Source organism: Glycocaulis abyssi (assembly GCF_041429775.1).
In the GTDB taxonomy this organism is placed as follows: domain Bacteria; phylum Pseudomonadota; class Alphaproteobacteria; order Caulobacterales; family Maricaulaceae; genus Glycocaulis; species Glycocaulis abyssi.
The window spans coordinates 2,480,681-2,493,158 of sequence record NZ_CP163421.1 but is presented as its reverse complement, the minus strand read 5'-3'; the positions used below and the strand labels follow the sequence as shown (position 1 = coordinate 2,493,158).

At 63.0% G+C, this 12,478-nt stretch carries 10 protein-coding genes; 3 read left to right on the top strand and 7 right to left on the bottom strand.

Going from position 1 to position 12,478, the window contains the following annotated elements; translation table 11 throughout:
- Nucleotides 1–2 precede the first annotated feature (2 nt).
- Nucleotides 3–491 carry a hypothetical protein gene (locus AB6B38_RS12080; RefSeq protein ID WP_371393105.1) on the top strand — a complete coding sequence of 163 codons (489 nt, stop codon included), beginning with the start codon at nucleotides 3–5 and terminating at the stop codon, nucleotides 489–491.
- 432 nt (nucleotides 492–923) lie between these two features.
- On the opposite strand, the gene AB6B38_RS12075 is transcribed toward AB6B38_RS12080, so the two are convergent.
- The 7 genes from AB6B38_RS12075 to AB6B38_RS12045 are packed head-to-tail and all read right to left on the bottom strand — an operon-like array spanning nucleotide 924 to nucleotide 9,786.
- Nucleotides 924–2,150, bottom strand: coding sequence for a serine hydrolase domain-containing protein (locus AB6B38_RS12075; protein ID WP_371393104.1), 1,227 nt, complete (start codon nucleotides 2,148–2,150; stop codon nucleotides 924–926).
- Nucleotides 2,151–2,181: 31 nt separating this feature from the next.
- Nucleotides 2,182–2,913 carry a TetR/AcrR family transcriptional regulator gene (locus tag AB6B38_RS12070; protein WP_371395103.1) on the bottom strand — a complete coding sequence of 244 codons (732 nt, stop codon included), beginning with the start codon at nucleotides 2,911–2,913 and terminating at the stop codon, nucleotides 2,182–2,184.
- Nucleotides 2,914–2,929: 16 nt separating this feature from the next.
- Complete coding sequence (locus tag AB6B38_RS12065) at nucleotides 2,930–4,519, bottom strand: AMP-binding protein (protein WP_371393103.1); 1,590 nt, start codon at nucleotides 4,517–4,519, stop codon at nucleotides 2,930–2,932.
- Nucleotides 4,510–6,147, bottom strand: coding sequence for a carboxylesterase/lipase family protein (locus AB6B38_RS12060; protein WP_371393102.1), 1,638 nt, complete (start codon nucleotides 6,145–6,147; stop codon nucleotides 4,510–4,512). The genes AB6B38_RS12065 and AB6B38_RS12060 overlap by 10 nt, the downstream gene beginning before the upstream one ends.
- Nucleotides 6,144–7,514 carry a spinster family MFS transporter gene (locus AB6B38_RS12055; protein WP_371393101.1) on the bottom strand — a complete coding sequence of 457 codons (1,371 nt, stop codon included), beginning with the start codon at nucleotides 7,512–7,514 and terminating at the stop codon, nucleotides 6,144–6,146. The genes AB6B38_RS12060 and AB6B38_RS12055 overlap by 4 nt, the downstream gene beginning before the upstream one ends.
- Nucleotides 7,514–9,031 (bottom strand): TonB-dependent receptor domain-containing protein, encoded by a 1,518-nt coding sequence (locus AB6B38_RS12050; RefSeq protein WP_371393100.1) that lies wholly within the window; start codon nucleotides 9,029–9,031, stop codon nucleotides 7,514–7,516. The genes AB6B38_RS12055 and AB6B38_RS12050 overlap by 1 nt, the downstream gene beginning before the upstream one ends.
- Nucleotides 8,971–9,786 carry a TonB-dependent receptor plug domain-containing protein gene (locus AB6B38_RS12045; protein WP_371393099.1) on the bottom strand — a complete coding sequence of 272 codons (816 nt, stop codon included), beginning with the start codon at nucleotides 9,784–9,786 and terminating at the stop codon, nucleotides 8,971–8,973. Before AB6B38_RS12045 ends, AB6B38_RS12050 begins: the two co-directional genes overlap by 61 nt.
- A gap of 159 nt (nucleotides 9,787–9,945) precedes the next feature.
- Here AB6B38_RS12045 and AB6B38_RS12040 point away from each other — a divergent pair, with 159 nt between their 5' ends.
- Together AB6B38_RS12040 and AB6B38_RS12035 are read left to right on the top strand one after the other, a co-directional pair.
- Nucleotides 9,946–11,262, top strand: coding sequence for a twin-arginine translocation signal domain-containing protein (locus AB6B38_RS12040; RefSeq protein ID WP_371393098.1), 1,317 nt, complete (start codon nucleotides 9,946–9,948; stop codon nucleotides 11,260–11,262).
- 163 nt (nucleotides 11,263–11,425) lie between these two features.
- Complete coding sequence (locus tag AB6B38_RS12035) at nucleotides 11,426–12,319, top strand: LysR family transcriptional regulator (protein WP_371393097.1); 894 nt, start codon at nucleotides 11,426–11,428, stop codon at nucleotides 12,317–12,319.
- Nucleotides 12,320–12,478 lie beyond the last annotated feature (159 nt).

The following is a 12,478-nucleotide window of genomic DNA, read 5'->3' as shown; positions in this document are numbered from 1 at the left end:
GGATGAAAGCCTCGCTGGCCTACCCTGCAGACATGCCATTTCTGGTCGGGCGCCATGCCTATGACCGGCTGGCGGCAGAGATGTCGCAGACGTCCGGATTTCCGGTTGTCTTGTGTCCGCTAGCGCACGAGGCAAATTTGCCCGCCGGTCCCGTTATCCTGCACGCCCTGCCGGTAGCGCGAGCCCTTGGAGAGGCTGCCAGCCGCACCGTGATTGTGAATGCCGATCCGGCGCACCTGCCCGTCTTGATGGAGACGCAGCCCATCGCACTGGTCACTAAAGCGGCCATGGCGGTGTGGCGGGTCGAACCGGAAAACGCTGCCTCAGCGGGCATCTGGGTGCGGCGCGATGCTCTGGCTACGATTCAAACACTTGTCAGCGCGCCGCGCGCCGAACGGGCACCATTCCTGATGATTGCTCCAAAGCAGGGGGTTGATCTTGCGCAGATCCTCAAGGGTTTGCTGATGCGCGGCGAGGCACGGTCCTGGTGAGGTGCCTCTGGCTAATACTCGCCTGTTCTCCATTCAACACGGGTTTTGAGGGCAAGGTGGCCTCGTCTTTGTCCACTCCTGACGAGAGTACTCGCCTCGATCTGCCCAGCTCCCCAACTCTGCTCAGCCGCCAGGCGGGTTTTCAGGCTTCGATCACGGTGATGGCTGGCTACACCACAGGATTTAGGTATAGGCATCGCGATGCGCGTTATGCGTGATATTAAACCCATGCTTCTGTATACCCATTATATTAACCCAAGGATCGCAATTACTGACTTGGAATGGTGCCAACTTAGTGTTTGCGTAATCTGGCCGCAGGACCAACGGTCTCGCCATCTCCCTCCTCCGTGCGCCATTGCCTATCCGGTCGCGATTTACCGAAGAACTTCGATTGCCCTATATCCGCCTGCGGGAAGGCGCGGCCGGCAGGGTTTACGGCAGCTCCGCAAGTGCGCGATAAATCAGGGGCTTGAAGCGTTCACGCGCAACAGTACCGCCCGGCGCCATCAGCTGCGTCATCAGCACGACCGAGAGGCCGCTGGAGCGCGTTGCCCAGAAGGCTGTGCCGGCCGCCCCGCCCCAGGCATATTCTCCAGCAGACCCTGGCCCTGCATGGTCTTCCAGCCATGTGACGCCGCCAAGCGCCTGACGGGGCTCACCGCCAAGGCCAAAGCGCTGCAGGGCCGGTGTGATGGCCTCCTGCGGGCCGTAAGGCGTCATCATCATCTGGGCCGATGCCTCGCTCATCACCCGGATACCCGCCGCCACACCGCCATTGGCCAGCATGCCGGCAAAGCGGCCATAGTCTTCAAGCGACGTGATGAGGCCAGCGCTACCGCCGTCAGCATAAGGCTCGATCAACGGCAGCCTCTCCTGCTGTGCGGCAACGCGCTCCACGACGCCGTCAGCGCCAGTGTAGAGACCGGTGAGCCGTGATGAATGTTCAGCAGGCACGTAGAAGCCGGTAGATGACATGCCGAGCGGCGAGAATATCCGGCGGCGCAAAAATGCGCCCAGCCGCTCACCGCTGACCCGTTCGATGACAAGTCCCGCAATGTCGAGGCCATAGCCATAGATCCAGTGCGTGCCCGGCTGATGCTCCAGCGGCAGGCGGCCAAGCCTTTGCGCAAATCCCTCAAGCCCGCCCATGTCCGGATCATACATCCACGCGCCCGCAACGAGCCCGGCTTGCCTGTAGAGTGGCGCCGTCCGGGCATTGCCCCAGCTATTGGCCAGTCCGCATGTGTGGGTGAGAAGGTGGGCGAGCGTCATCGGGCGGGCCGGTTCGGTGCCGCCGGAGGTGTCGGTGAGTACTGTGAGCCCTGCCAGTTCCGGCACGATATCGGCGACAGGCGTTTCCAGTGTCAGCTGGCCATCTTCGACCAGAAGGGCCGCGCCTGCGGCCACGACCGGCTTGGTCATCGAATAGACGCGGTAAAGGCTCTCCGGCCCGATTGTTTCCACCCCGGAGACATGCGCCTGCGCGAGTATTTCGCTATGACGGGCAATACGGATGCCGGCAAAGGGGAGCTGGCCTGACCCAACGAGTTCCTCAAGCAGGTTTATCACTGGCGCTAAAGTATTGCTGGCGACAGCCGGGACAATGCTGCCTGCCGCAAGGGCGGCGGCGCTGGCCATCAGGCTGCGGCGGGTGAGCATGGAGACTCTCCTGTTATTGCCCGCTTGCGCGTCAGCTTCCGTCGGCGGGCGAGTGCGCGCGCTCCTGTGCACGCTCCTCGCAGATTTCCCGGAAACCTGCGGCCATGAAGCGCGCCATCCGGTCCTTCACGGACTCGAAATCGTCGGAGCTGCAGACCCCGCCCGAAAGCCGGTCGATCCGGCCGGTACGCGACAGGGTCAGCATCAGGGCGCCGGTAACAAAGTGATAGCCCCAGAACAGATCCTCGTCGGTACTGCCGGGAATGGCCTTGCGCAGTAACGCGATGAGACGCAGGACAACCGGATCGAAGTTCTGATCCATCAACTCGGCGCCATACGGGGTATTGGACAGCTGACCACCGATCATGCCGTAATATTTCCAGCTTTCACCGCCCTGGCTGTAGAGATCGAGATCAGTATCGAGGAAGGCGCGCAGGGAACCCTCTACCGTTGGATTTCCGCCTGTTTCGGTCTCATGGGCGTCCATGGCCTGCATACGCCGCCCGCTGGTTTCGCGGGCCCGGCGCGCGACCACTGCGTCAAACAGCTTGTCCTTGTCGGAGAAGTAGTAGTTCAGCAGGGTGTGGTGCACGCCGATATCGGTGGCGATGTCTTTCAGCGTGACGTTATAGAGGCCGTGCAGGGCAAACAGGCGCTCTGCCGCGTCGAGGATCTGCTCCATCTTTTCGGCACGCTGCTGCTCCTTCACGGACGGCTTGCGCGGTTTTTTTGTTGCGCCAGGGGCGGCGGCCTTTGCGGGCATGGTTTCGGTGTCCGGTCTAGTTGCTGCCATAATCCGCTCTCAAACGCTGCTTGTCGATTTTGCCCGTGGGTGCCAAGGGCATGTTTTCAATACGGATAACCGCATCGGGAATCCACCACGGAGCCACCCGGCTGCGTAGAGGCTCCAATAGAGCCTCATCGCTGAGCGAATCTGCCTCACGCGTCTGAACCAGCAGTATAGGGCGTTCTCCCCATTTTGGGTCACTCCGCCCGATAACGGCTGCCAGCGATACGCCCGGATGCTGGCTGACCACCGCCTCGATCTCTGCCGGATTGATCCACTCGCCGCCGGATTTGATGAGATCCTTGGCGCGCCCCGTGATGATGAGATTACCGCCCTCGTCGATGCGGGCGAGGTCTCCGGTTGAGAACCAGCCATCCGCGTTGAGGGCTGATTTATCCTGCCCGAAATAGCGCGCAACCACGGCTGCGCCGCGTACGTGGAGATGGCCTTCACTTCCACGCTGCTGTGGCAGGGGATTGCCATCAGCATCGGTGATAAGCAGGTCGACGCCGATAGCGGGTCTGCCGGATTTCTCTGCAGACCTGTCCGGGTCATCAGGCCGGGCAAACGTGCCCGCCGGCGACAGCTCGGTCATGCCCCAGCTGGTCTGGATGGTCACGCCCAGCACCTGCTCGAACCGGGCCATCAGGGCAGGGGCCAGCGGCGCACCGCCAACCACTACCCGTTTCAGGCTGGGCGTCTGTCCGCCGGTCGCTTCCAGATGCTCCACAACGCCTAGCCAGACGGTCGCGATGCCGACCGCCACAGTCACCTTTTCGGCATTGATGAGAGCAGCCAGCCGGGCCCGGTCGAGATGCCGACCCGGCAGCACCATTTTTGCGCCTACCGCAGGCAGGGCGAAGGTGAGCCCCCATGCGTTCGCGTGGAACATGGGCACGGCCACCAGAACGCTGTCCGTCTTCGATATGCCCATCGTATCAGCCTGCAGCTGGCGCAGCGTGTGCAGGAAGCTGGCGCGGTGGGTGTAGGTGACGCCCTTGGGCGCGCCTGTGGTGCCAGAGGTGAAACACAGCCCGCATGGCGCGGTTTCCTCAAACCCGCCCCAGATTTCCTCATCTGACGCCGAAGCCAGCATGGGTTCAAGCGGCGAGGGTTTCAGGCCGGGACCAGCGGGAATTTCGCCTGCATCAATGACGAGAAGGTGCTCGATAGCCGGTGCCTTGGCCGCCAGCTCGCGGGCCAGCGGCAGAAGGTCCACGCTGGTTATCAGCACGCGCGCCTGGGACTGGGCCGCCATATCGGCGAGCTGAGCAGCGGTCAGGCGCGGGTTCAGGGTGTGGCAGACCGCCCCCATGCCCATGATGGCGTACCAGACCTCGACATGGGCCTGCGTATTCCAGGCCAGCGTGGCTACGCACTCTGCGGGCTGTACGCCCAGACCGGCAAGCACGTGCGAGGTCTTCACACTGCGCTGACGCACAGCGGCATAACCGGTACGGGTCTCGATGCCGTTATCACCTGCCGTTACCAGCTCAGTGCCGGGGTGCCAGCTGGCCGCATGGTCAAGGAATTTGTCGAGCGTGAGGGTGAAGTCCTGCATCGCTCCATGCATTACCGGCATTCGGGCGCTCCTGCAGGCAAAGGCGGGGAGATGATCCCGATATTCCAGTTCCAGGCGATGCCTGCCGCGCGTCTGCGGCAAACGACGTCCTCGTGAAGCTCGAACATGCCCGGCATCAGACCGGCGCCCGGGCGCGGCTCTCCGGCAAACTCCATATAGGCTTGCGTGTCACCGTAAGCAGACCAGGCGGGGAAGCCCTCGGCTACCGGTACGCCATCGCGGGCAAAGGACACCCAGTATCCAACCATGGCATCGGAGAGCGCTGTCTCCCGTGCGGTTTCCGGGATCGCAGGCCAGTAGGGCGGTGTGCGGTCCAGCGTGCCGAACGCATACGGAATTTCCGCAGCATGGAAGGCATGCAGGTCCATCTCATCGGCTGCCGGGTAGCTGTGGTTGAAATAGTAGAGATAGGAGGCGTGACCGGCCGCGTTCTGGCTGCGCACGAGGCGCATCGCCGTCCAGCCATACATGGCGTCACGCGTGATCGCCAGCAGGCTCTCTTCCAGATCGCCGGCGGGATAAAGCTCCAGAAAGGCTGGTGCCAGCTCGCCATAGCGCGCCTCTATCTCTGCGGTGTAGGTCTCGCCAGTTTCCGGCGCTTCAGGCAGCAGGAAACGCAGAGAGCGGATCTCGCCCTCATTGAACCCGGCAAGGATCGGTACCTGTGCCTGCTCGCCCCGGTCGAACTGATCGACAAGCTGATCGGGCAGGACATGGCCATCAATCGCCGGGAAGGGGAAATACCCGGTCATGGCCGAGGCCATGGTCAGGTCCTGCGGATCGGCAGCGCGCAAGGCGGCGAGGTTTTCATGGCCGGTCTGACCGGCAAGCCACACGCCCATCTCCTCCGCTGACGGCACGCCATGCGGATTGCCGCGCAGCGTGTGCGCGGAGACCATGTATCCGCTCTGGGCGATGGCGCGGGCAAACAGGCCATGGGCTGCGGGCGCGCCCATCAGATACATGACCGAGAGCGCACCGGCAGACTCGCCCGCTATCGTTACGTTGGCCGGATCACCGCCAAAGGCGGCGATATTCCGGTTTACCCAGCGCAAGGCCTCGATCTGGTCGAGCAGGCCATAATTGCCCGAGATATTGTCCGGCGATTCCGCGCTGAGTTCGGGGTGAGCGAGGAAGCCGAGAATGCCAACCCGGTAGTTGATCGTGACAACGACCAGACCTTCAGCGGCCAGCCGGGCGCCGTCATACATGCTATCGCTGCCCGCACCGCCAATCAGCGATCCGCCATGTATCCAGACGAACACAGGCGCGTTTTCGGCATTTTCAGGCGCCCAGACATTGAGCGAGAGGCAGTCCTCGCTCATCTCTGCACGCTCCTCGGCATAGATGCTGCCGGGCCGTGAAGGCGGCTGGTGGCAGACCGGGCCGAACGCCGTGGCGTCCCGCACGCCCTCCCAGTCCGTGGCAGGCACTGGCGCTTGCCAGCGGCGCTCGCCGGTGGGCGCTTCGGCATAGGGAATGCCCCGGAACACGGTGATGCCGGCCTCGCTGGTACCCTGCAGGGTGCCAGCAGGCGTATCCACCTGCGCAGGCGTTCTGGCGCAGGCAATGGCTGGCAGGGACAGCGAAACCGCCCCTGCCAGCGCGAGAAGGATTCTGCCCGTCATGCTGCGGCCTCCTTGCCGGAACGCTTGAGCGCGCGCGCCAGCCAGAAGAACATGGCGATGGCGACGAAATAGACCGGGATCAGCGTGTAGAAGGCGAGCTGGAGCGAGTTTTCCGGATTGGTCCGGGCGAAGAAATCGCTCATGAAGCCCAGATAGGTCGGGCCGAAGCCCAGGCCGACAAGGTTCATCACCAGCAGCAGGAGTGCGCCAGCCACCACGCGCTGATCGGGCCGCACCTCTTCCTGCACCAGCGCCACTGAGGGCGACAGGTAGAAATAGTTCAGGCCGGTCGGGATCAGCAGGAAGACCAGTGCCAGCTCCCAGCTCGGCGCCCACACGAAAGCAGCAAAGAACGGCACCGCCAGCGCCAGCCCTATAGCGGGCAGCCAGGCATAGGCCGTCTTGTTGCGCGGCCCCCATCTGTCGATCAGCCGGCCGGAGACGAACATGCCCCCGCCGACACCCAGAAGGATCACGATGGCGTACCAGATAGCGACATCGCCGAGTTCCATGCCTTTTTCGCGCATCAGGAACAGCACGGTGAAGTTCAGTACGGCATAGGTCATGAACTGGGTCGCGGCACAGGCGATCGATACCCGCAAGAGCACCGGGTCGGTGAAGAACAGGCGCACCGTCCCCCAGAAGGGAGATTTTGCCGGTACGGCTGCGGTATCGGCCGCGGGAGGGGTGTCGGTGGCATCAACCAGCGTTGCGACGGGCTCGTCTGCAGAGGCCGGCTTGGCATCCAGACCGCCGCGCTTGGGTTCGCGCATCCAGAACCAGATGAAAACGGCTGTGAGAACGCCAATCACGCCGATCCAGATGAACGCCAGTCGCCAAGAATAGGCCGCGGCAATGGATGCGCCAAAGGCGATGCCCAGCGCCATGCCGATGGGCGGGCCAAGATTGAACAGGCTGAGCGCGGTGCCGCGCATGCCGGGCGGGAAATAGTCCGAAATGATGGCGTAGGAAGGCGGCACGCCGCCTGCCTCGCCAACCCCTACCGCCATGCGTGCTGCGGCCAGCTGGGGGTAGTTCGCCGCGAGACCGCAGGCGGCTGTCGCCGCACTCCACAGGCCGCATGAAAAGGCGAGCACCTTCACCCGGTTGGTCCGGTCCGCCAGCAACCCCACCGGAATGGCGAGGATGCAGTAGAACATCGCGAAATAGAGCCCGCTGATGAGACCAATCTGGCCGTCAGAGATACCCAGCTCGTCCTGAATGGGCTTGGCAAGTATGGAGAGAAGCTGACGGTCGAGGAAGTTCAGCACGTACACAAAGCACAAAGCCGCCAGCACGGCCCAGGCATAGGCGCCCGGGCGCGCAGCTTGCGCGCCCGGAGCTGCCGCCGGATTGGACACCACCATCAGAAGCTATACCCGACGCGGACGCCGATCGTGCGCGGACGTACGACGCCGAAGCGGTTGGAGATAAAGGCTTCGGGGTGGACATAGTTGATGGAGTCGTCGTCGAAAATGTTCTCGACATAGGCCCCGACCGTGAACCGCTCGAAGGCAGCGGCGATAGTGGCGTTGGCGACCGTATGAGCCTCCGTGTAACCAAAGGTCGGGCTGACGACACCGGGCTGGCCTGGCACGTTCGGGAAGGAGCCGGGGAACGAGCCCACATGATAGACTGCAAGCGAGGCATTGCCCTCGGCATTGGCCATCAGATCGAAATTGTAGTTGACCAGCATGGATGCCTGGAAGCGCGGGCCCGCGAGGCGCGCGCCTTCCACGGCCCCCGATATGGCCGCCTCTTCAGGCGTCAGTGACGTCACCTTGGCCTCGTTCAGCGACCCGTTGAGGGAGATCGTGAGGTTGTCGGTAGCGCGGGCCATGAGCTCGAACTCAATGCCCTGGCTGCGCGCGCCGCCGATATTGGTGGCAAACTGGACAGAGTCCGACACCCGGTTGGCCTGCACCTGAATATCGTTCCAGTTGATGTGATAGACGGCGAGGTTGGCAAACAGGCGGTTATTGAACCAGCTACCCTTGATGCCTGCCTCATAGCTGACGAGATCATTGGAATCGGCCCCATCGGGGATGATGATGTCGTTGGGGTCAAGCGCACTCACCGCGCCTGCCCTGGCGTTGACGATTGGCGTGCGGAAGCCGGTCGCCACGGCCGCGTAAGTGGTAATGTTCGGCACCGGCCGCCACGAGGCGCTGAAACGGTAGGATGGGCCTTCCTGGGTTGCGGGAACGCCGGTTGCGGCTGGAACGGGCGTGATGGTCAGCGGCCCAGGAATTCCGAACAGGGCGTTGGTCAGGTAGTTGGAGTTGTATCCGCCGGCGCGCGTGAAGCCCTGGGTCTCGGTGCTGCCATAGCGCAGACCACCCGTCACCCAGAAATCCTCGGTAAAGCGATAGGTCAGCTCACCGAACAGCGCCTGTTCCTCGGAGATGAAATAGCTCTGGAAGCGCTGGTAGTATTCATCGGGCAAGCTGACGCTCATCCCCAGCGCATCGAGGAAGGGCTGTGACGAGCGGTAATTATAGTCCACGTCGCGCTGACGGTGAAAATAGAAGCCGCCAATCACCCAGTCGAAACGCCCGCCCGCGTCCGAGACCAGCCGGATCTCCTGAACGAAGGTCTCGTCCCAACCATCGGCATCCAGAGCAAACGGGATGGGGCGGGTCAGCTCGCCGAACGTGCCGGCCAGGTCCACATAAAACTGGGCCTCGTATTCCGACCAGGTTGACGAACTGACCAGCTCTGCACCCTCGAACTGATAGCGCACTGTGGCGTTGTAGTTGGTCATCACACCAGCGAACCGGTCCGGCCGGTCGGATATCCGCTTATCGCGGCCCAGCGTCGGGTTCACAATCGAGGAATCCTGGGGATTGCTATCCTCGTGCGACACCCGCAGCTGGATCGACATCCGGTCAGTCGGTTGCCAGAGCAGTGTGGCCCGCCGCCCCACGATTCCAATGCGTTGGCATTGTCGATGCCGGTGCCGATATTATCGATATAGCCTTCTTCATCACGCACATGGCCGACAATGCGCAGCGCCAACTGATCCTCCACAAGCGGAATGTTGACCATGGCGTTGTAGCGTTGGCGCAGCGAGTCCGATCCGGTCACACCGATATCGGCCAGAGCCGAGAACTCGAACGCGTTAGGGTTGGGTGCGTGGGTGATGATGCGCAGTGCGCCAGCCAGCGAACCGGACCCGAACAGCGTGCCTTGCGGGCCGCGCAGGAACTCGATGCGCTCCACATCGTAGAGGCTGGGATCGAGGATGGTTGAATTGCCGTTCGACGAGATCGGCAGTTCATCGACATAGATCGCCACGGCGCTTTGCAGATTGGCATTATAGCCGTTGGTGGCGATGCCGCGCGCGGTGAAATTGTTGAAGTTGGCGCTGGCGCGGTTCAGCACAACGCCGGGGGTTTCAAACGCCAGACCTTCGTAGCCGACAATACCACGCGCATCGAGCTCGTCCTGCGAGAAGGTGGTGATGCTCAAGGGAACGTCCTGAAGACTTTCCTCACGGCGTGTTGCTGTGACGGTGATGATATCGCGGGCTTGGGCCACGCGTTCTTCTGCTGGTTGGCTGGAATCGGTCTGCGCAGATACAGGCGCAGCCATGATGAGGGCGCCGACGCTCGCCGACGCGAATAGTAAAGCCTTCATTGGTTTCCCTCCCACTGCGCCGATCATGGGTGCCGACGCTGGAGAAAAGAGAACCATGGGTTTCGGGTTGAGTCAACATTCACTCACTCGCGTGTGAATGTTGCTATTGACCGCTTGTCACTGCTAGATTTTGGCCAAAACAGGGGAGGAGAGAGATCAATGACCCATGCGGTATATTCGGCCGGCGGCGCGACCCGGCGCGGATTTCTGGCGGCATCGGCCACGGCTCCGCTGGCACTCGGCGCTGGTGCGATGGCACAGGCGCGGCCCCATGACGATCAGACCGCGCGCGATCTTGATCGCTATATCAGCCTTGGAAACAAGCAGTCCGGCGGAGCCGGAGACGATGCGTGCGGCGTCTGGCTGGAGGGCGAGCTGCGGGCGGCAGGTCTCCAGACGGACCGGCAATATTTCGACGTGCCCTTTTTCGAAGCCGCGCAGGCTGAACTGAGAACCGGCAGCACGTCCACGACTGTATGGCCGGTGCCGATTGTCCAGACCACACCCGCCGGCGGGATTACCGCGCCGGTTGTCCGGGTGGACGCACACGGGCGTTCAGACCGTCCCCTGGACGGCGCGATAGCGCTGGTTGATCTGGCCTTTGGCCGCTGGTCGTCCATGTTCTGGCCAGGCGTTGCGCAGCCTGTCGCGGCTGCCTTCGAGGGCGGGGCAGCTGCCGTGGTCATCATCACGAACGGGCCCAGCGGCAAGATCATCGCGCTGAACACGCATGGCCGCGAACCGCTGTATTCCCGGCCCGTCGCCCTACTGGCACCGCAGGATGCGGCCCCGTTTCTCGCTGCCGCCATGGAGGGCCGCGCCGTGACCCTGATCGTCACCGGGCGGGGCGGGCGTAGACGGGCCTTCAATCTTGTGGGAAGGCTAGATCGCGGGCGTGGGCGATGGCTGGTGGTCTCGACGCCGCGTTCCGGCTGGTTCACCTGTGCAGGGGAGCGCGGTGGCGGTATTGCCGCCTGGCTGCATTTTGCGCGCTGGACGGTGCAGGGCGCGCCGGACTATGACCTCGCCTTTGTCTGCAATAGCGGCCATGAATATCAATATCTTGGCGCAGAAGAGCTGCTTCACGCCGTTGCGCCAACCCCGCAGGAAACCGCGTTCTGGCTGCATCTAGGGGCCAATCTGGCTGCGCGGGACTGGCATGAGGGCACCAACGAGAGCTGGCCGCTGCCGGGTACCGATTCCCAGCGCTATCTGGTGGTCAGCCCGCATCTTGTACCCGCAGCACGCGAGGCCTTTACCGGACTGGCCGGTCTGGAAGCGCCATATTCCAGCGAAAACCTGTCTGCGGGCGAGTTGAGGAACGTGATCGAGGCAGGCTACGCGCCGGTTGCGGGCGTTTTTGGCACTCACCGGTTCCATCATGTCGAAACAGACGACGAACGCTGCATATCGTCCGGCGCCGTCACGCAGACCATATCCGCTTTCCGGAGCTTGCTGGAACACGCACTATTGTGAACGGGCCAGCTATACAGCGCCTAAAAGCCCTGACAGCGGCACACGGGTTGCGGGCATTGAAGGCTCCGGCAGCCTGCCTCGCAAACACGCTATTGCCGTTGCCGGATTTGCTGCGATAGTACGGTCAGACGGGCAACTGCGTTGCCATACGAGGAACGCAGATTTGGACATTGAAGAATTGCGCACATTTGTCGAAGTGGCTGATGCGGGAGGCGTTTCCGCAGCTGCGCTGCGCCTCGGCGTATCCAAGTCCATCGTCAGCCGCAGGCTGGCCCGGATTGAAGCGGAACTCGGCGTGCTACTGCTGGCGCGCTCCACCCGCGGCGCAGCCCTGACCGAAGCGGGCACCACCTTCCGCGAGCATGCAGCGCGCGTGTGCGCCGAGATGGATGCGGCCAGAGAGACGATCCTGCCCGCCGGCGAGCTTCGCGGCCGGCTGCGTGTCGCCGCGCCGCTCTCTTTTGGCCCCACCCATTTTGCGCCGGTGCTGGCAGACATGGCGCGGCGCCATCCCAGCCTGCATATCCACACCTCCTATGGTGACCGCTTCGTGGACATCATTTCAGAAGGGTTTGATTGCGCCATCCGGGTCGGCCATCTCGCCGATTCAAACCTGATCGCCAGACGCGTCGGACCGATCTACGGCAAGCTGGTCGCGACCCCGGAATATATCGAGACTTACGGCGCGCCTGAGACTCCGGCCGATATTGCCAGCCATGAGGCTGTCATGCAGGGCACGGAAACCTGGCAGTTCATGGATGACGACCAGGTGGTGCCGGTTCGCCCCCAGGGGCGGTTCAAGGCCGATAACGGAACGGCGCTGGTCGCTGCGGCGCTGGCCTCTGTGGGTATTGCCTATCTTCCCGATGCGCTGATCCAGGAACACCTGGTATCGGGCGCGCTCGTGCCTGTGATGACGCGCTATCCCATCCGCGAAGCCGGAATTTTCGTCGTCCGGCCTCCCGGCCAGCATCCTTCCAGGAAGGTCCGGGTCCTCACCGAGATGCTCATCGAGTGCTTTGCAAAGGCACCCGACGTTGCCGGCACGCCCGGCTGAGGCGCACGGTCAGGCGCTTTGCCGGGGCCGTGTTCCTCTTTTCGCGACACAGCTAGCCGCCGGAAGGCGCTACCGCGCCAACTCCACCCATGACGATACTGGCTGCAGACGATGTGGGCCCGCAATGTGTCTTCGAAGGACAGTCCCACGCGTTGTGAC

Excerpts from the sequence above, each read along its gene's own strand:
- AB6B38_RS12045 (WP_371393099.1), bottom strand. The coding sequence starts at position 9,786 with ATGAAGGCTTTACTATTCGCGTCGGCGAGCGTCGGCGCCCTCATCATG.
- AB6B38_RS12060 (WP_371393102.1), bottom strand. The coding sequence starts at position 6,147 with ATGACGGGCAGAATCCTTCTCGCGCTGGCAGGGGCGGTTTCGCTGTCC.
- AB6B38_RS12050 (WP_371393100.1), bottom strand. The coding sequence starts at position 9,031 with ATGTCGATCCAGCTGCGGGTGTCGCACGAGGATAGCAATCCCCAGGAT.
- AB6B38_RS12075 (WP_371393104.1), bottom strand. The coding sequence starts at position 2,150 with ATGCTCACCCGCCGCAGCCTGATGGCCAGCGCCGCCGCCCTTGCGGCA.
- AB6B38_RS12055 (WP_371393101.1), bottom strand. The coding sequence starts at position 7,514 with ATGGTGGTGTCCAATCCGGCGGCAGCTCCGGGCGCGCAAGCTGCGCGC.
- AB6B38_RS12070 (WP_371395103.1), bottom strand. The coding sequence starts at position 2,913 with ATGCCCGCAAAGGCCGCCGCCCCTGGCGCAACAAAAAAACCGCGCAAG.
- AB6B38_RS12065 (WP_371393103.1), bottom strand. The coding sequence starts at position 4,519 with ATGCCGGTAATGCATGGAGCGATGCAGGACTTCACCCTCACGCTCGAC.
- AB6B38_RS12080 (WP_371393105.1), top strand. The coding sequence starts at position 3 with ATGAAAGCCTCGCTGGCCTACCCTGCAGACATGCCATTTCTGGTCGGG.
- AB6B38_RS12040 (WP_371393098.1), top strand. The coding sequence starts at position 9,946 with ATGACCCATGCGGTATATTCGGCCGGCGGCGCGACCCGGCGCGGATTT.